This window comes from Pseudomonas sp. MWU12-3103b, assembly GCF_023100615.1.
GTDB classification, from domain to species: domain Bacteria; phylum Pseudomonadota; class Gammaproteobacteria; order Pseudomonadales; family Pseudomonadaceae; genus Aquipseudomonas; species Aquipseudomonas putida_A.
In genome coordinates, this window is sequence record NZ_JALMEY010000019.1 from 81,910 (window position 1) to 97,751 (window position 15,842).

At 62.0% G+C, this 15,842-nt stretch carries 16 protein-coding genes; 13 read left to right on the forward strand and 3 right to left on the reverse strand.

Annotation, left to right across the window (positions count from 1 at the left end; all coding sequences use genetic code 11):
- Nucleotides 1–11 precede the first annotated feature (11 nt).
- The 12 genes from M0808_RS24810 to M0808_RS24865 all read left to right on the forward strand — a co-directional run bounded on the left by M0808_RS24810 (nt 12) and on the right by M0808_RS24865 (nt 12,380).
- The gene (locus M0808_RS24810) at nt 12–1,220 is read left to right on the forward strand and encodes a DSD1 family PLP-dependent enzyme (RefSeq protein WP_247842739.1); all 1,209 of its coding nucleotides are present in this window, start codon (nt 12–14) and stop codon (nt 1,218–1,220) included.
- A 274-nt stretch (nt 1,221–1,494) separates the two neighbouring features.
- On the forward strand, nt 1,495–2,106 hold the full coding sequence (locus M0808_RS24815; protein ID WP_098963896.1) for a transposase: 612 nt from the start codon (nt 1,495–1,497) through the stop codon (nt 2,104–2,106).
- Nucleotides 2,107–2,163: 57 nt separating this feature from the next.
- A complete protein-coding gene (locus M0808_RS24820) occupies nt 2,164–3,762 on the forward strand; it encodes a ShlB/FhaC/HecB family hemolysin secretion/activation protein (RefSeq protein ID WP_247842715.1) in 1,599 nt (532 codons plus the stop codon).
- Between the two features lie 12 nt (nt 3,763–3,774).
- Nucleotides 3,775–5,574 (forward strand): MotA/TolQ/ExbB proton channel family protein, encoded by a 1,800-nt coding sequence (locus M0808_RS24825; RefSeq protein ID WP_247842716.1) that lies wholly within the window; start codon nt 3,775–3,777, stop codon nt 5,572–5,574.
- An 11-nt stretch (nt 5,575–5,585) separates the two neighbouring features.
- Nucleotides 5,586–6,011 (forward strand): biopolymer transporter ExbD, encoded by a 426-nt coding sequence (locus tag M0808_RS24830; protein WP_003224462.1) that lies wholly within the window; start codon nt 5,586–5,588, stop codon nt 6,009–6,011.
- 3 nt (nt 6,012–6,014) lie between these two features.
- Entirely contained in the window at nt 6,015–6,719 is a 705-nt protein-coding gene (locus tag M0808_RS24835; RefSeq protein ID WP_027613761.1) for an energy transducer TonB, read from the forward strand.
- 39 nt (nt 6,720–6,758) lie between these two features.
- Entirely contained in the window at nt 6,759–8,456 is a 1,698-nt protein-coding gene (locus M0808_RS24840) for a putative porin (protein WP_247842717.1), read from the forward strand.
- Nucleotides 8,457–8,474: 18 nt separating this feature from the next.
- Nucleotides 8,475–9,104, forward strand: coding sequence for a DNA repair protein (locus tag M0808_RS24845; RefSeq protein ID WP_247842718.1), 630 nt, complete (start codon nt 8,475–8,477; stop codon nt 9,102–9,104).
- Between the two features lie 17 nt (nt 9,105–9,121).
- The gene (locus M0808_RS24850; RefSeq protein ID WP_098963901.1) at nt 9,122–9,592 is read left to right on the forward strand and encodes a YbjN domain-containing protein; all 471 of its coding nucleotides are present in this window, start codon (nt 9,122–9,124) and stop codon (nt 9,590–9,592) included.
- A complete protein-coding gene (locus M0808_RS24855; protein ID WP_247842719.1) occupies nt 9,589–10,536 on the forward strand; it encodes a peptidylprolyl isomerase in 948 nt (315 codons plus the stop codon). Before M0808_RS24850 ends, M0808_RS24855 begins: the two co-directional genes overlap by 4 nt.
- A 161-nt stretch (nt 10,537–10,697) precedes the next feature.
- Entirely contained in the window at nt 10,698–11,678 is a 981-nt protein-coding gene (locus M0808_RS24860) for a LysR family transcriptional regulator (protein WP_139054509.1), read from the forward strand.
- A 192-nt stretch (nt 11,679–11,870) separates the two neighbouring features.
- Nucleotides 11,871–12,380 carry a GNAT family N-acetyltransferase gene (locus M0808_RS24865; protein ID WP_134786273.1) on the forward strand — a complete coding sequence of 170 codons (510 nt, stop codon included), beginning with the start codon at nt 11,871–11,873 and terminating at the stop codon, nt 12,378–12,380.
- A 20-nt stretch (nt 12,381–12,400) separates the two neighbouring features.
- Here M0808_RS24865 and M0808_RS24870 read toward each other — a convergent pair whose 3' ends face one another.
- Nucleotides 12,401–13,093, reverse strand: a complete 693-nt coding sequence (locus tag M0808_RS24870; RefSeq protein WP_247842720.1) for an aspartate/glutamate racemase family protein — start codon at nt 13,091–13,093, stop codon at nt 12,401–12,403.
- 205 nt (nt 13,094–13,298) lie between these two features.
- Between M0808_RS24870 and M0808_RS24875 the strand changes: the two genes are divergently transcribed.
- Nucleotides 13,299–13,790 (forward strand): hypothetical protein, encoded by a 492-nt coding sequence (locus M0808_RS24875; RefSeq protein ID WP_247842721.1) that lies wholly within the window; start codon nt 13,299–13,301, stop codon nt 13,788–13,790.
- A gap of 133 nt (nt 13,791–13,923) precedes the next feature.
- On the opposite strand, the gene M0808_RS24880 is transcribed toward M0808_RS24875, so the two are convergent.
- Nucleotides 13,924–14,142 carry a CcoQ/FixQ family Cbb3-type cytochrome c oxidase assembly chaperone gene (locus M0808_RS24880; RefSeq protein WP_096797626.1) on the reverse strand — a complete coding sequence of 73 codons (219 nt, stop codon included), beginning with the start codon at nt 14,140–14,142 and terminating at the stop codon, nt 13,924–13,926.
- Between the two features lie 18 nt (nt 14,143–14,160).
- Nucleotides 14,161–15,588, reverse strand: coding sequence for a cytochrome-c oxidase, cbb3-type subunit I (ccoN, locus tag M0808_RS24885; protein WP_027613751.1), 1,428 nt, complete (start codon nt 15,586–15,588; stop codon nt 14,161–14,163).
- Nucleotides 15,589–15,842 lie beyond the last annotated feature (254 nt).

Here is a 15,842-nt window from a genome sequence, read left to right on the forward strand (position 1 = left end):
TGGGCGCCTGGCTGCGACCGAGTGATCGTGGCGGCCCGTACAGCGAGTATTTTCGCGCGCTGAATAAAGAACTGAAGGACAAAGGCCCGATGCGCCCGGTGCTGTTGATCGATCTGGATCGCCTCGATCACAACATCGACGTGGTGATGCAGTCGGTCAAACGCGGCGGCAAGCAATTGCGTCTGGTGGAAAAGTCCCTGCCGTCGCCGGGGCTGTTGAGCTACATCGCGCAACGGGCCGGGACGCAAAAACTCATGTCGTTTCACCAGCCGTTTCTCAATCACGATGCGGTCACGTTTCCGCAGTCCGACATCCTGCTCGGCAAGCCGTTGCCGGTGCGTTCAGCCGAGCTGTTTTATCAAAACCACAAAGGCTCGTTCGATCCTTCCAGGCAACTGCAATGGCTGCTCGACGGGCCTGAGCGCTTGCAGCAATACCTGGCGTTGGCGCAAGGGCTGGGCACGCGGATGCGCATCAACATCGAACTGGATGTCGGCCTGCATCGCGGCGGGGTCAGTGATGTGAATGTGTTGGGGCAGATGCTCACGCTGATCAGCGCCAATCCACAGCATCTGCAGTTCGCCGGGTTCATGGGCTACGACCCGTTTGTGGGCATGGGCGTGCCGGGGATTCTCGGTTCGCCCGAGGAACTGTTCGCCAAGGTGATGGTGATTTATCAGCGCTGCGTGGATTTCACCCGCCTGCAGTATCCGACGTTGTGGAATGACAACCTGTGCCTGAACACCGCCGGCAGCCCGAGTTATCGCATCCATGAAAACGAGCAGTTGAGCACCGAGGTTTCGGTGGGCACGGCGATGCTCAAGCCGACGCATTACGACCTGCCTTCTCTGGTTGACCACGTGCCGGCGACCTACATCGCCACGCCTGTGTTGAAGAGTACGGGGGCGGTGAACATTCCGGCGCTGGATGACAATTCCAAATTGTTTTCGTGGTGGGACCCGAATCAGCGGCAGACTTATTTCATCTATGGCGGCAACTGGATGGCCGAGTTCGAATCGCCGCCGGGGTTACAGAGCAATGGTGTGTACGGACGCAGCTCGAATCAGGAGATGGTCAACGGCTCCAACGCCGTGGGCCTGACCATCGAAGATCAAGTGTTCCTGCGCCCGGCCCAGACTGAAGCCGTCCTCCTGCAATTCGGTGATCTGCTGGCGGTGCGTGGCGGCAAGATTGTCGATACCTGGCCGGTCTACACCTGACCCAAAAACACCTCAGATCCCCCTGTGGGAGCGGGCTTGCTCGCGAAGGCGTCCTTTCAGTCACCTTCTATTTGGCTGATACACCGCCTTCGCGAGCAAGCTCGCTCCCACAGGTTTCTGTGGTGCCCGATCGATCTCACTCCAATTCTGTAATGAAGCTTTTATGACAAAAGTTCGGTAGCACATAGCCAGTCCGGTCATGCCTATGTAACGCGCTTGAGGGGCCCAACGGGGCGCTTTTCACAAGCCGAGGCGGGACGCCGGGAGTGAGGCAATGGGGACTATGGAACGCTACTCGAAAGTGGGCATGCAGGAACTCGATCAGCGCCTGTCGAAGATCGTCGAAGCGGCGCGCAAGAAGCCGGTTTCGGTATATCGCTACGGCGCACCGTGGGTCTGGATCGTCTCGCAGGATGACTGGCAGGGCGCCTTGAAAGAGGTCTCCAGCTACATTCCGCCCGGCCATTCGCTGGTGTTGCTGCGCCCGCAGATCGATGACTTGCTCGACGCCCACCAAGGCCTGCTGCACGAGCTCAATGTCGAGCCGGGCATGCTCATCCCCGCGCAAACCGTCATGCACATCCTGCTCCTGCAACTGCTGTATTCGGTGCCCAGCGAGCAGCAACTGTATGAGCAACTCAATTACAACCTGCTGTTCCGCTGGTTCGTCGGGCTTGGCCTGAACCAGAAAGTCTGGAGCTTCAACGTCCTCAGTCGCGACATCGCCACGCTGCTCAACAACCCGCGTGCGGTGCAGCTCATTCAGAAAATCATCGGCGAAGTGTTCTGCGGTGCCTTGCTGCAAATGCCCGAGTTCTCGTTGAACTTCGCGCTGCTGCACACCTGGCTCGGCAAGCACAGCGGTGTCTCGACAGTCAGCAACTGACGCAACACACAAGGCGCGCGACAGCGCCACCAGGTCATCGCGAATTCAGGGGGTAGTGTGGATCAGATTTTCACGTCACGGCTGGCGCTGTGGGGCTGGCTGCTGGTGACGGCCGGCGCGCAACCGGCATTCGCCGAAGAGGCCGCCCAAGGCGCCGCGCCGCAACGTCTGGTGGACGTCAACGAATACTTCGTGCGCGGCAACACCGTGCTCGACGCACGGGCCATCGAAGAGGCGGTGTATCCGTTTCTCGGCCCGCAAAAAGCCATGACTGACATCGAAGGCGCCCGTGATGCCTTGCAGAAGGCTTATCAGCAGCGCGGCTACCAATCGGTGTTCGTCGAACTGCCGGAGCAAGCGGTGGCGGACGGCATCGTCTATCTGCAAGTCAGCGAAACCAAGGTCGGCCGCGTGCGTGTGGTCGGCGCCAAACACTATTCGCCGCTGGACATCCGCGACAACGTCCCGGCGCTGAAAGAAGGCGAGGTGCCGGACTTCGCCAAGGTTCAGGGCGAACTGGCGCAGCTCAATAAAACCCCGGGCCGCCAGGTCATGCCGCTGGTGCGCGAAGGTCAACGCCCCGGCACCATGGACGTCGATTTGCAGGTCGAAGACCAGAACCCGTGGAGCGCCAGCGTCGGCCTCAACAACGATTACAGCGCCGACACCGAAAAGCTCCGCGCCGTGACCAGCCTCGGCTACAACAACCTCTGGCAACTCGGCCACAGCATCAACCTGACGTACTTCACCGCGCCACAGGACACCGACAACGCCAAGGTCTGGTCGGCTTCCTACACAGCGCCGTTGAGCGAGCGCTGGAGCGTGCAGTTCTCCGGTTATCAGTCCGACAGCAACGTCGCCACCATCGGCGGCAGTAACGTGTTGGGCAAGGGGCACTCCTACGGCGTGTCGGCGATCTACACGTTGCCGTCCAGTGGCAACTGGTCGAACTCGCTGTCGGCAGGTATCGACTTCAAGGACTTCGACGAGCGCCTGACCCTGTCCGGCGAGAGCGACAAGGTGCCGCTGAAATACGCGCCGTTCACCTTCGCCTACAACGGTTTCCGCTACACCGAAAAAAGTCAGCTTGGACTCGGCCTGAGCCTGGTCGCAGCCACCCGCAGCATTTTCGGTTACGGCAGCTCCGACGAAGACTTCGACTACAAACGCTACCGGGCCAACCCGAGTTTCGCCGTGCTTAAGGGCGACAGCAATTTCACCTGGACTTTCGACAACGACTGGCAGAGCGCGAGCAAAGGCGCGTTCCAGCTGGCGTCGGGGCCACTGGTCTCCAACGAACAGTTTTCCGCTGGCGGCGCGACCTCGGTGCGCGGCTATCTGGCGGCCGAGCGCACCGGCGATGACGGCGTGCTGCTCAGTCAGGAACTGCGCACGCCGTCGCTGGCGAAATACGCCGGCAGCTGGATCCAGGAATGGCGCTTCTACGCCTTCGCCGAAGGCGCGCAACTGTACCTGCGCGACGAACTGCCGGACCAGGACGCCAGTTACGCCCTGGCCAGCGTCGGCCTCGGCACCCGTGCCAGCCTCAGCAAATGGCTGTCCGGCAGCCTCGACTGGGGCTACCCGTTACTCGAAGGGCCGAACACCTCGAAGCAGGAGTCGCGCCTGCACTTCAACCTTCAAGCCACTTTCTAAAGGAGCACGTTCATGCAGCGCCTCATTCTTTCGTTGTTGATCTGCCTGGGCTTCGTGCTCCCGGCCACGGCGCAGGCCTGGTGGCAGGACGACTGGCATTACCGCAAACAGATCGCCGTCGACACCACGCCGCAGGGCGCCGGGATTAATCAGGCCCTGGGCCGCACCGCGCTGCTGGTGCGCCTGCACACCGGCAACTTCACCTTCGATGGCGTCAAGGAAGACGGCGCGGATTTGCGCTTCGTCGCCGCCGATGACAAGACCGTGCTCAACCACCAGATCGAAAGCTTCGATGCGCTGATGGGCATGGCGCTGATCTGGGTCGATGTGCCGAATGTCGAGGGCGGCCAGCGTCAGGACATCTGGATGTACTACGGCAACCAGAAGGCCCCGGCCACCGGCAATGGGCAGTTGACCTTCGATCCGAATTACACCGCGCTGTACCACTTCGACGGCGCCACCGGCACGCCGGCCAAGGACACCACCGCTTACGGCAACACCGCACAAAGCGCCACTGGCGCGGCGATTGACGGTGTGATCGGACGCGCCTTGCAGTTCAGCGGTCAGCCGCTGCTGCTGCCGGCCAGTCCATCGTTGCAGCACAGCGCTGGCAGTGCGTTCACCTTCAGCGCCTGGCTGCGTCTGGATCAGGCCAATGGCGAGCAACTGATCCTTGCCCGCCGCGAAGGCGCCAACAGCCTGCTGGTCGGGGTCAATCAGGGCGTGCCGTTTGTGGAGATCGACGGCCAGCGCGCCGTGGCCTCTCAGCCGCTGAATCCGGGGCAATGGCAGCATGTTGCGCTGACTGCCGAAGGTTCGAAAGTCAGCCTGTACATCAACGGTCGTGAGAGTGCGACCCTCGCGCAAGCGATGCCGGCGTTCAATTCGGTGATGGCGATTGGCGGCGATCTGACCGCTGGCCCGTTCCAACCGTTCGTGGGCGCCATTGACGAACTGCGCCTGTCGAAAGTCGCGCGTCCGGCGCCGTTGCTGCTGGCCGACGCCACCGCACAGGGCGCCGAATCGAAACTGGTGGCCTACGGTGTCGACGAAGAACAGTCCGGTTTCGGCTTCGGCAGCCTCGGTTTCCTGCTCAACGCGGTACCGGTGGACGCCTGGGTGATCATCGCCGTGCTGGTGCTGATGATGTTCCAGTCCTGGATCATCATGCTGCGCAAGAACCGCACCCTCAGCCGCGTGAGCAAGGCCAACGAGGATTTCCGCGAGCAATTCGCCAAGGTCGGTACGCGCCTGGAGATGTTTGCCGACGACGCGCAACTCGCCCAGCGTCTGCAGCATTCGCCGCTGTGGCGCCTGTACTCGGTGGCGGTCAAGGAAATCCGTACCCGCCGCGAGCAGGGCGCCGATACCTCTTCGGTGTCGGCGGCAACCATCGAAGCGATCCGCTGCTCGATGGACGGCGTGCGTACCCGTGAGAACCAGGCGCTCAGCTCGAAACTCTCGACCCTGTCCAACGCTATCGCCGGCGGGCCGTACATCGGCCTGCTCGGCACCGTGCTGGGGATCATGGTGGTGTTCCTCGGCACGGCCATGGCCGGCGACGTCAATATCAACGCCATCGCGCCGGGCATGGCCGCCGCATTGCTCGCCACCGCCATGGGCCTGTTCGTCGCGATCCCGGCGCTGTTTGGCTACAACCGCCTGATCACCCGCAACAAGGAAGTCAGCGCCGACATGCGCGTGTTCGTCGACGAGTTCATCACGCGTCTGGCGGAGATGCACGGCGAAGGCCAGTCCAGCGAAGCGGCGCATCAGCGCGGCCATCACGCCAACCACTCCGTACCGGCCTGAGGAGCACTGCCATGGCGTCCGTAAATGCCTCCCACGACGATGACGAAGATGCAGCGGTGGACAGCATCAACATCACCCCGCTGGTCGACGTGCTGATGGTGGTGCTGGTGATGTTCATCCTCACCGCCACCGCGCAGGTCTCCGGGATCCAGATCAACCTGCCCAAGGCCAGCGCCTCGGTGTCGCTGTCGGAGGCCAAGACCAAGGCGATTTCGGTCAACGACGGCGGTCAGGTGTTCCTCGACGCCTACCCGGTGACCCTTGCGGAGCTGGAAGAGCGCCTGCGTATCGAGAAGGCGCAGAGCCCGGACTTCCCGGTGATCGTGCGCGGCGACGCCACGGTGCAGTACCAGAAGGTCATTGAAGTGCTGGATCTGTTGCGCCGGCTCGAACTGTCTCAGGTCGGTCTGGTGACCGGCAAACCGACGCAGGGCTGAGTGATGACCGCACAACTTCCGATCGAGCCGCTGCCGGTGAAAAGGTCGCCGATGCGCTTTGTAAAGTGGGGCGCCGGGCTGCTGCTCGGCGCGCTCGCCGCGTGGTTCCTGTGGCAGTGGGCCAATGACATGAGCGGCGTGCGCCGTGAAGCGCCGAAGGTGCCGACGATCATTCCGTTGCCGCCACCGCCGCCGCCACCTCCGGAAAAACCACCGGAGCCGGAAACCCCTGTGGAAGAAAAAGTCGTCGAGCCCGAACCAACGCCCGAGCCGCAAGAGGTCAAGCCCGAGGAAGAGGCGCCGCCATCGCCGGCGGACGATCTGGCCAACCCGATGCAAATGGACGGTGACGCGCAGAGTGGCAACGACGCTTTCAACATCGGCGCCGGCAAGGGTGGCGGCATGGCCGGTGCGGGTGGCGGACGCCTGGGCACCGGCACTTACAGCCAGTTCCTCGCGTTCACTTTTCAGCGCTTGCTGCGCGAGAACCCCGATCTGCGCAACCTCGCATTCTCGCTGCAGGCCGATGTGTGGCTGAGCAGCGTCGGCGAAATCACCCGGGTCGAGCTGGTCAAGTCCAGCGGCAAGCCCGAGATCGACACTCAGGTGCTGGCCGCATTGCGTAACGCGCCCCATCTGAGCGAACGGCCACCGGCCTCCATCACTTTGCCTGTGCGCCTGTCCCTGCAAGGGCGGCGTCCGGGTTAACCGAATTCATAAAGCTGTATGAAAAGGAGTTGTGTGCAGATGATTTCCAACGTGAATCGATTGTCCCTGGCGGTCGGCATAGTCATCGCGACCCTGGTCGGGCAGGCCGCGGCAGCGCCTGCGCCCTCGGAGAACGCCACGATCAATCTGATCCGCTTGCTGGTCGAGCAGGGCATTCTGAAACAGGACAAGGCTGACGCGCTGATCGCCCAGGCGCAGAACGAAGCCGCCCAGGCCAAGCAGGCAGCGGCTTCGACAGCCGTAGCGGCCGGACCGGTGGCGGCACCGGGCGATGTGCGCGTGCAGTACGTGCCAGCGGCAGTGCGCGACCAGATCCGCGATCAGGTCAAGGCCGAGGTCATGGCCACCGCCAAGCAGGAAAACTGGGCGGCGCCCAACACCTTCCCGGACTGGGCTTCGCGCATCAGCTTCGATGGCGACATCCGCCTGCGCGATGAATCGCGCTACTACTCGGGCAGCAACAGCAACGAAATCGTCGACTTCGCCAAACTCAACAACAACGGTCCGTACGACGTGAACCCCAACAGCAGCACCAGTCTGCCGCCGTTGCTCAATACCCGTGAAGACCGCACCAACCAGTTCCGCCTGCGCGCCCGCCTGGGCATGAAAGCGGTGATTTCGCCGGAATGGACCGCCGGCATCCGCATCGGCACCGGCTCGGACAACAACCCGGTGTCGACCACGCAGAACCTCGGCGGCGGTTTCGCCAAGAAAGACATCTGGCTCGATCAGGGCTACCTGAACTGGAAGCCGACCGATGAGCTGACCCTGACCGGCGGGCGCTTCGCCAACCCGTTCATGTCCACCGACATGCTCTATTCCAACGACCTGAATTTCGATGGCGTGGCGGCGATTTTCGACCACAAGCTCAACCGCGACTGGGGTGTGTTCGGCACCGTCGGCGCGTTCCCGGTGGATTACACCAACGACACCACCACCAGCAACGGTTTCGACAAGGAAGAGAGCGACAACAAATGGCTGTACGGCGCGCAGCTCGGCGCCAAGTGGGCGATCAACAGCAACAACCGCCTCAAGGGCGCGTTGGTCTACTACCGTTTCGACGACATTCAAGGCCAACGCTCCAGCCCTTGCGAACCGTGGGCCGGCGCTCCGGGTTGCGACACCGATGGCACTCGAGCGGCGTTCATGCAGAAGGGCAACAGCGTGTTCCTGCTGCGCGACATCACGCCGAACCCGGCCAACCCGACCACCACACCGCAGCCGCAGTTTGTCGGCCTGGCATCGGAGTTCAACCTGCTCGACCTGAACCTGGTGTGGGACGCCGACCTGCCAGAGGACTTCAAGCTGCGCAGCCAGGGCAACTACATCCACAACCTCGGTTACGACGAAGGCGACATGCGCAAGCGCTCCGAGGGGCAGATCGTCAACAACCTCAACAGCAACGGCGAGATCGAAAGCGGCGCCAATGCGTGGATGGTGCAGTTCACCCTCGGCAACGCGCTGGACCTGAAGAAGCAGGGCGACTGGAATATGTTCGCCGGCTACAAGTACATCCAGCCGGACGCCTTGCCCGACGGCTTCAACGATTCGTCGTTCCACCTCGGCGGCACCAACGCCAAGGGCTATTTCCTCGGCGGCAATTACGGTCTGGCGAAGAACGTCTACGCCACCGGCCGCTGGCTGAGCACCGAGGCGGTGTACGGCGCGCCGTTCGACATCGATGTCTTGCAGCTTGAGATCAACACGCGCTTCTAAGGCGCCGGGAGTACGGTCATGCACGCACGAGTTTTACTGTTGGGGCTGAGTTTTTTCATTGCACATGGCGCGCACGCCGAAGGCATGGAGGAGCGTCTGCGTACCCAGTTGCGCAGCACCACTCAGCAGTTGCAGGCCCTGCAAAGTCAGCAGGCTCAGGCCAGCGCCGCGCAACTGGCGGCGCAGAACGAGGCCAAGGCCGCGCAGGCGCAGATCAAGCAATTGACCGCTGAACTGGCCAAGGCCAAAGGCGTCGCCGAGCAGTTGGCTGGCCAGCAGCAGAACCTGCACAGCCAGGCGCAAGCGCAAGTCGCCGCCAGCAGCGAGCAGGTCGGCAAGTTCAAGAAGGCCTACGACGAGTTGCTGGTCATGGCGCGTGCCAAAGAGGCAGAACGGTCTAAGCTTCAAGCGCAATTGGCTGAACGTGACACACAAGTGCAGCAATGTTCAGTCAAGAATCAGCAGATGTACGGCGTCGCCAAGCAGATCCTCACAGCCTACGAAAACGTCGATGTGGCCGAGGCGATGAAGATCCGCCAGCCCTTTGCCGGCAGCGCCCGGGTCAAGTTCGATGAGCTGGCCCAGGGGTTTGGTGACGAGCTTTACAAGACTCAATTTGACGCGCCGCAAGCTGCGCTCTCGCACTGATAAACAAGGAAGAAGTCATGACTCAATTGATCAGCCATGTGTCCCCACAATCCCTGACCGACGTCCTGCAAGCGGCCGGTTATCGCGTCAACCAGACCGAACAGAACGGCATCGTGCAGTTGCTCAGCGCCAGTCAGGGCATCGGTTATGCCGTGCGTTTCGGCAACCCGGCGGTGGAGCAGGGCAGCTACGTCGATTTCACTTTCAGCTGTGCGCTGCGGGTGCAAGGTGAGTTGCCACAGGGCGTGGCCGAACAGTGGAACGCCACCCGGCGTTTTGCGCGGTTGTCGTTGCAGGGCGAGTTTCTGGTGATGGAAATGGACGTGGTGCTGGCGGCCGGTGTGAGCCACGATCACCTGCGCGGCAATCTGGAATTGTGGGATCGCCTGTTGCAGGAGTTCATCGTCTACCTGCGTGATTTCAGCCAGGCCGCACAAGCTTCGACGGCAAAAGTCGCCACCGCTGAGCAAGAGGAAGTCGCGCTGTGAAAAAGCCTGCCATGGTGATCGGCGCCGGGGCAGTGGCGCTGTTGGTGGTAGCCGTGGCGCTGGTGCTGCGACCGGGTGCTGACCCGGTCGCCGCCCAGCAATCGTCGCCGTTGGCGGCGGTTGCTGCGGGGCCTGCGGTAGCGCGGTTGGGCAATCAGCAGGTGACGCCGCAGGAATTGCAGGCGCTGCTGGCGACCGTCCCGCCGGCGACTCGCGAGCAATTGCGCGGCAACCGTGAAGCGCTGGAGCGCTGGATTCGTACGCGGTTGGCGGAGAAAGCCGTGCTGGAACAGGCCGATGCTCAGGGCTGGGCGCAGCGTCCGGACGTGGTGCGGCAAACCCGCGCGGCCACTGAGCAGATCGTCTTTCGCGATTACTTGCGCTCGGTCAGCACGGTGCCGGCGGACTACCCGAGTGCGGCCGAGTTGCAGCAGGCGTATGACGCTGGCAAGGGCAACTGGCAGACTCCGGCGTTGTACCGGGTGAGCCAGATTTTCCTCGCGGTGCCGGATGCCCAGAGCGCAGATACCGTGCGCAAGCAGGCGACCGAGCTAAGCAAGAAGGCCCAGAGCACGCCGGGGGATTTTGCCGCGCTGGCGACTCAGTATTCGCAGGATCGCCTGACCGCCGAACGCGGCGGCGACACCGGGCTGCAACCGTTGCAGCAACTGGTGCCGGAGGTAAGGGGTGCGGTGGCGAAATTGAAGGTCGGTGCGGTGTCCGATCCAGTGCAGAGCGCGGCGGGTTTCCATGTGATCAAACTCACCGAACAGCAACCGGCACGTACTGCGACCCTCGACGAACTGCGCGACCAATTGACTCAAGCCTTGCGTGCGCAACGTCAGGAGCAGATTGCTCAGGCGTATCTGGACGGGATGCTCAATACCGCGACGTTGAGTATCGATGGGGCCGAGCTGAACAAGTTCCTCGAAGAGAAACGCTGATGGTGATTCACCGCAGATCCCGGGTGGGAGCGGGCTTGCTCGCGAAGGGGCCATGCCAGACAACTTGTTTGTTGAATGACACACCGCCTTCGCGAGCAAGCCCGCTCCCACATTAGAATCGTGGCGTTTTCCAAAATACAAAGATCGACAGGGAGTCATCGATGTCATTCACCGAACCCGCAGGACGACAGGGTAGCGCCGACTACCGCTGGGCACAGGGCGAGCGCGAACCGTGGCTGGCGCAAGCCGCGACCATTGATGCCGAGGTCGCGCAATATTTTCTGGTCAGTGCCCGTTGCGGCTGTTTCATGCAGGCCGCGCGCAGCCTCAACGTGCGCTCGACCTTGCTGCGCAAGCAGTTGGCGCAGCTTGAGCAGGAGCTGCAGCACTCGCTGTTCAGCTTTCAGGGCAGCGCCCTGAGCCTGACCCGTGAAGGTCAGCAGTTGCAGGCGCAACTGGTCGCGCTGGCCCACGAACGCAAACTGCCGGTGGTCGAGCAGCCACTGGTGCGTTTGGCGGTAGCCGAATCGATCCTGCATGACATTCTCGGTCGCGACCTGATCGCGTTGCTGCGGCGCAATGCCAGCGTGCGCCTGGAGATCATCGCGCTGGACAGCGAACTGGCGTTGCGCGCGGTCAGTGCCGACGTGGTGCTGTGGCTGGCCCACGGCGAAACCCCCAGCCCCGGCCCGACCTTCACCACCAGTCAGCCGCAGGCCCTGGCGCGTCTGGATTACCTGCCGCACATCGCCAAACGCTATTCCCGGGTCACCGCGCGCCCGGCGAGTGCCGACGACCTCAGCGATTTCATGCTGGTGCAATGGCAGCACGACCGGCAGATCGACAGCTTTCGACCGTGGAATGAGCTGGTCGAACAACGTCTGGCGGGCGTGGTGCAGATGCAGTCCTATGAACTGATGCTGGAAATGATCCGTTGCAGCGCTTGCATTGGTTTATTGCCGGCGTACATGAGCCGTTTCGATCGCGGGCTGATTGCGCTGCCGGGGCTGTTTGACGAGCCGATGCAGCTGCAGGCATGGCTGGCGGTGAATGCTGAATCCCGGGACGTCGCCGAAGTGCAAGCCCTGGTCGAGCTGATCCAGCACACCTTCAATGAGCGCCAGGAGTGGTTCCAGACCTGAGCCAATCCTTCCAACACCCCCAATCCCCTGTGGGAGCGGGCTTGCTCGCGAAGGCGGTGTGTCAGGCAACAGAAGTGCTGAATTTCAGACCGTATTCGCGAGCAAGCCCGCTCCCACAGTTTGAAACCTCGCCAAATTGATAACCGGCAGTTTAGAGTGATCAGCCACACATCGATCCAGGAAGGATCCGCCATGCCCGACCACAACCCCGCCATCACCCTCGAACGCTTCAACGAATCCCATATCGAGGCCGTTACCGCGCTGTACAACGATCCGGCCGTGACCCGGCAGGTGTTGCAGATGCCGTTTCAGTCCACCGAGATCTGGCGCCAACGGCTGCTGGCGGAGAACGAGCGGATGGTCAAACTGGTGGCGCTGCACCAGGGCGCGGTGGTCGGTCATCTCGGGCTGGAAAACTATTCACGAATTCGCCGCGCCCACGCCGGCAGTGTCGGCATGGCGGTCGCCGTGGCCTGGCAGGGCAAGGGTGTCGGGTCGAAACTGCTGGCGGCGGCGCTGGACGTCGCCGACAACTGGATGAACCTGCACCGGGTCGAACTCTCGGTGTACGCCGACAACCAGGCGGCTATCGGTCTCTACCGCAAGTTCGGCTTCGAGAACGAAGGCCTGTTTCGTGACTACGCCGTGCGCGACGGGCAATGGGTCGACACCCTGAGCATGGCCCGTCTGCGTCGTCGATAAGCCAAAAAATCCTGTGGGAGTCAGTTGCCCAGAGCGAACGCCACCGCCGACTGCGCATGCAGCTCGGTGGTGTCGAGCAGGGGCAGGGCGCTGTGTTCGGGTTTGACCAGCAGGCCGATTTCCGTGCAGCCGAGGATGATCGCCTGGGCGCCGCGCGCAGTCAGCGCTTCGATCACCCGTTGATAGATTTTGCGTGATTCGTCACTGATCACTCCGACGCACAGTTCGTCGTAGATGATCCGGTGCACGTCCTTGCGCTCGGCGTCGTCCGGTACCAGTACCGTCAAACCCTGCGCAATCAGGCGCTGCTTGAGAAAATCCTGCTCCATGGTGAACGCCGTGCCGAGCAGACCGACCGTGCGCGCATCGATGGCCAATGCTGCCTGCGCCGCCGGTTCGGCGATGTGCAGAAATGGAATGCTGATCGCTGCCTGAATCTGCGCCGCGACCTTGTGCATGGTGTTGGTACACAGCACCACGCATTCGGCGCCGCCGGCTTCGAGCCTGCGTGCGGCATCCACCAGGATCGCCGCCGCATCGTCCCAGCGCCCGGCATGCTGGGCCTGTTCGACCGGGCCGAAGTCGACGCTGTACATCAGGATTGGCGCCGAACGCAGCGGGCCGAGTCGGTCACGAACCTGTTGATTGATGAGACGATAATATTCCGCGCTGGATTCCCAGCTCATGCCGCCGATCAGGCCGATGGTGCGCATTGAAATTCCTCGAACAATGGCCCGTATTGGAAAAGTCGGGCTCCGGCCGAGTGTCCATCGGTTCAATGACGGATGCCAGTACAAAGCAACTGTACCGTTGATCCTGTTGCCAAGTGTCCCGGTGCCGGCGATCGAGGTTTAACGTACGCCGGCGCCTCGATCTGTCACTATCGACTATCGCAGGCTCTCCCCGAGGAACGTACCGATGAACGACGTACAACAACTGGGCGAAATGCTTCGTCACTATGCCGAGAGTGAAGCGCACAAGAAGCAATTGTTCGAAACGCAGTCACAGGCGTGGGCCAGCCGCATCACCGAGCTGTTCGGCCAGATCCAGCAATGGCTGGAACCGGTGCAGGCACCGAACCTGCTGGAGGTGAGCCGCGAGGCTTACGTCGCATTCGGGCCGAGCACGCCGGTGGAAACCTCGACCTTCAAGACTGAAAAACTGAGCATCGTGATCGCCGGCAAAGCGGTGGAGTTCGTGCCAGACGTGATGGGCAGCACCGGGCAGATTTCCCTGGCGGTGATGGGCCTGACGGCGGCGCGCTACGGCAGCATTTCGCTGGTCGGGCTGCCGAACGGCGAGTGGCAATGGCGCAAGACCAATGGCTTGAAGGATCCGGACACCTTCGTGTTTGATGCGGATTTTCTCGCACAGCAGTTGCAGAGCCTGATCCCGCGCGATCGCAGCTGATATCCAGGGCTTCAACCATTTCCTCCTGTGGGAGCGGGCTTGCTCGCGAAGGCGGCAGCCCATTCAACATTGATGGTGACTGACATACCGCTTTCGCGAGCAAGCCCGCTCCCACAGTGGATTGAGGGTGGTTCTACATATCGAGGTTGATCCAGCCCGGTTTCGCCTCTTCCGGCGCCACCGCCTTCACGGTTTTGCCGGTCGCCAGTTCCACCCGCCGTGCCACCTCCGGATCATCAGCAAACGGCACCATGCTCGCATCGTCGAGGCTCTCTGAAGTCTGATGGCGCAGGCAGTACTCCACCGCCAGCCACAGAAACACCACCCCCAGCACATTCAAGAAAATATCCATCCTCTGCGGCTCCCTGCCTCAGGCGATCTGCGCCTGGCTGCGTGCCAGCGCCACGTCGGCGACCCGCACCGTGCGCCAGACGTTGTAGGCCATCAGCAGCATGCCGCTGAGGAAGAACACCCCGCCAGCAAAGCGCACGATGAACCCCGGATGACTGGCCTGCAGCGCTTCGACGAAGGAGTAGGTCAGCGTGCCGTCCTCGTTGATCGCTCGCCACATCAGGCCCTGAGTGATGCCGTTGACCCACATCGACGCGATGTACAACACGGTGCCGATGGTCGCCAGCCAGAAGTGCAGGTTAATCAGCGGCGTGCTGTACATCTGCTCGCGGCCAAAGACTTTCGGCACCATGTGATACGTCGCGCCGAAGGTGATCATCGCCACCCAGCCCAAAGCCCCGGCGTGAACGTGGCCGATGGTCCAGTCGGTATAGTGGGAGAGGGCGTTGACCGTTTTGATCGCCATCATCGGCCCTTCGAAGGTCGACATGCCGTAGAACGCCAGCGACAGCACCAGAAAGCGCAGAATCGGGTCGGTGCGCAACTTATGCCAGGCACCGGACAAGGTCATCATGCCGTTGATCATCCCGCCCCAGCTCGGCGCCAGCAGGATCAGTGACATCGCCATGCCCAGCGACTGCGCCCAGTCCGGCAGTGCGGTGTAGTGCAAGTGGTGCGGGCCGGCCCAGATGTACAGGGTGATCAACGCCCAGAAATGCACGATCGACAACCGGTACGAATACACCGGGCGGTTGACCTGTTTCGGCACGAAGTAATACATCATTCCGAGGAAGCCCGTGGTCAGGAAGAAACCCACCGCGTTATGGCCGTACCACCACTGCACCATGGCATCGGTGGCCCCGGAATACACCGGATAGGATTTGAACCAGTCCACCGGGATCGACAGGTGATTGACCACGTGCAGCATGGCGATCACCAGAATGAACGCGCCGAAGAACCAGTTGCCCACGTAGATGTGTTTGGTCTTGCGCTGCACCACGGTGGTGAAAAACACGATGGCGTACGCGACCCAGACCACCGCCATCCACACCGCGCCGGAGAATTCGATCTCGGCGTATTCCTTGGTGGTGGTGTAGCCCATTGGCAGGGTGATCAGCATGATCACGATCACCGATTGCCAGCCCCAGAAGGTGAAGGCCGCGAGCTTGTCCGAATACAGCCGCACCTGGCAGGTACGTTGCACCGCGTAGTAACTGGCGGCGAATTGCGCGCTGCCGGCGAAACCGAAAATCACCAGGCTGGTGTGCAATGGCCGCAAGCGGCCGAAGGTGGTCCAGGGCAGGTCGAGGTTCATGTCCGGCCATACCAGTTGCGAGGCGATCCAGACCCCCATCGCCATGCCGACAACACCCCAGAAAACCGTCGCGATAACGAATTGGCGGACGACCTTGTAGTTATAAGCCTGTCCGATTGTTGCTGTGCTCATGGTCAGTTCATCCACGGTTGCAAAGTCTTGCCAGGCCACCCTGGTCTGGCACGAGCTGCACTGTAGGAACAGCGTCGGAAACAAAACAGGCTCAGGAATCTTTCATTTGTACGGATCAGATTGAAGTGCTGCCTGCGGCGTTCTGCCGCGCCCTGATATGGTTTTTATGACTTCAGGTGAATCTGTTGCGTGCTGCGCTGCTCGTCCATAGTCGGGGAAAATCCTGTGGGAGCGGGCTTGCTCGCGAAAGCGGC

Excerpts from the sequence above, each read along its gene's own strand:
- M0808_RS24880 (WP_096797626.1), bottom strand. The coding sequence starts at position 14,142 with ATGGATATTTTCTTGAATGTGCTGGGGGTGGTGTTTCTGTGGCTGGCG.
- M0808_RS24865 (WP_134786273.1), top strand. The coding sequence starts at position 11,871 with ATGCCCGACCACAACCCCGCCATCACCCTCGAACGCTTCAACGAATCC.
- M0808_RS24830 (WP_003224462.1), top strand. The coding sequence starts at position 5,586 with ATGGCGTCCGTAAATGCCTCCCACGACGATGACGAAGATGCAGCGGTG.
- M0808_RS24845 (WP_247842718.1), top strand. The coding sequence starts at position 8,475 with ATGCACGCACGAGTTTTACTGTTGGGGCTGAGTTTTTTCATTGCACAT.
- ccoN (WP_027613751.1), bottom strand. The coding sequence starts at position 15,588 with ATGAGCACAGCAACAATCGGACAGGCTTATAACTACAAGGTCGTCCGC.
- M0808_RS24860 (WP_139054509.1), top strand. The coding sequence starts at position 10,698 with ATGTCATTCACCGAACCCGCAGGACGACAGGGTAGCGCCGACTACCGC.
- M0808_RS24835 (WP_027613761.1), top strand. The coding sequence starts at position 6,015 with ATGACCGCACAACTTCCGATCGAGCCGCTGCCGGTGAAAAGGTCGCCG.
- M0808_RS24840 (WP_247842717.1), top strand. The coding sequence starts at position 6,759 with ATGATTTCCAACGTGAATCGATTGTCCCTGGCGGTCGGCATAGTCATC.
- M0808_RS24875 (WP_247842721.1), top strand. The coding sequence starts at position 13,299 with ATGAACGACGTACAACAACTGGGCGAAATGCTTCGTCACTATGCCGAG.
- M0808_RS24870 (WP_247842720.1), bottom strand. The coding sequence starts at position 13,093 with ATGCGCACCATCGGCCTGATCGGCGGCATGAGCTGGGAATCCAGCGCG.
- M0808_RS24850 (WP_098963901.1), top strand. The coding sequence starts at position 9,122 with ATGACTCAATTGATCAGCCATGTGTCCCCACAATCCCTGACCGACGTC.
- M0808_RS24815 (WP_098963896.1), top strand. The coding sequence starts at position 1,495 with ATGGGGACTATGGAACGCTACTCGAAAGTGGGCATGCAGGAACTCGAT.
- M0808_RS24825 (WP_247842716.1), top strand. The coding sequence starts at position 3,775 with ATGCAGCGCCTCATTCTTTCGTTGTTGATCTGCCTGGGCTTCGTGCTC.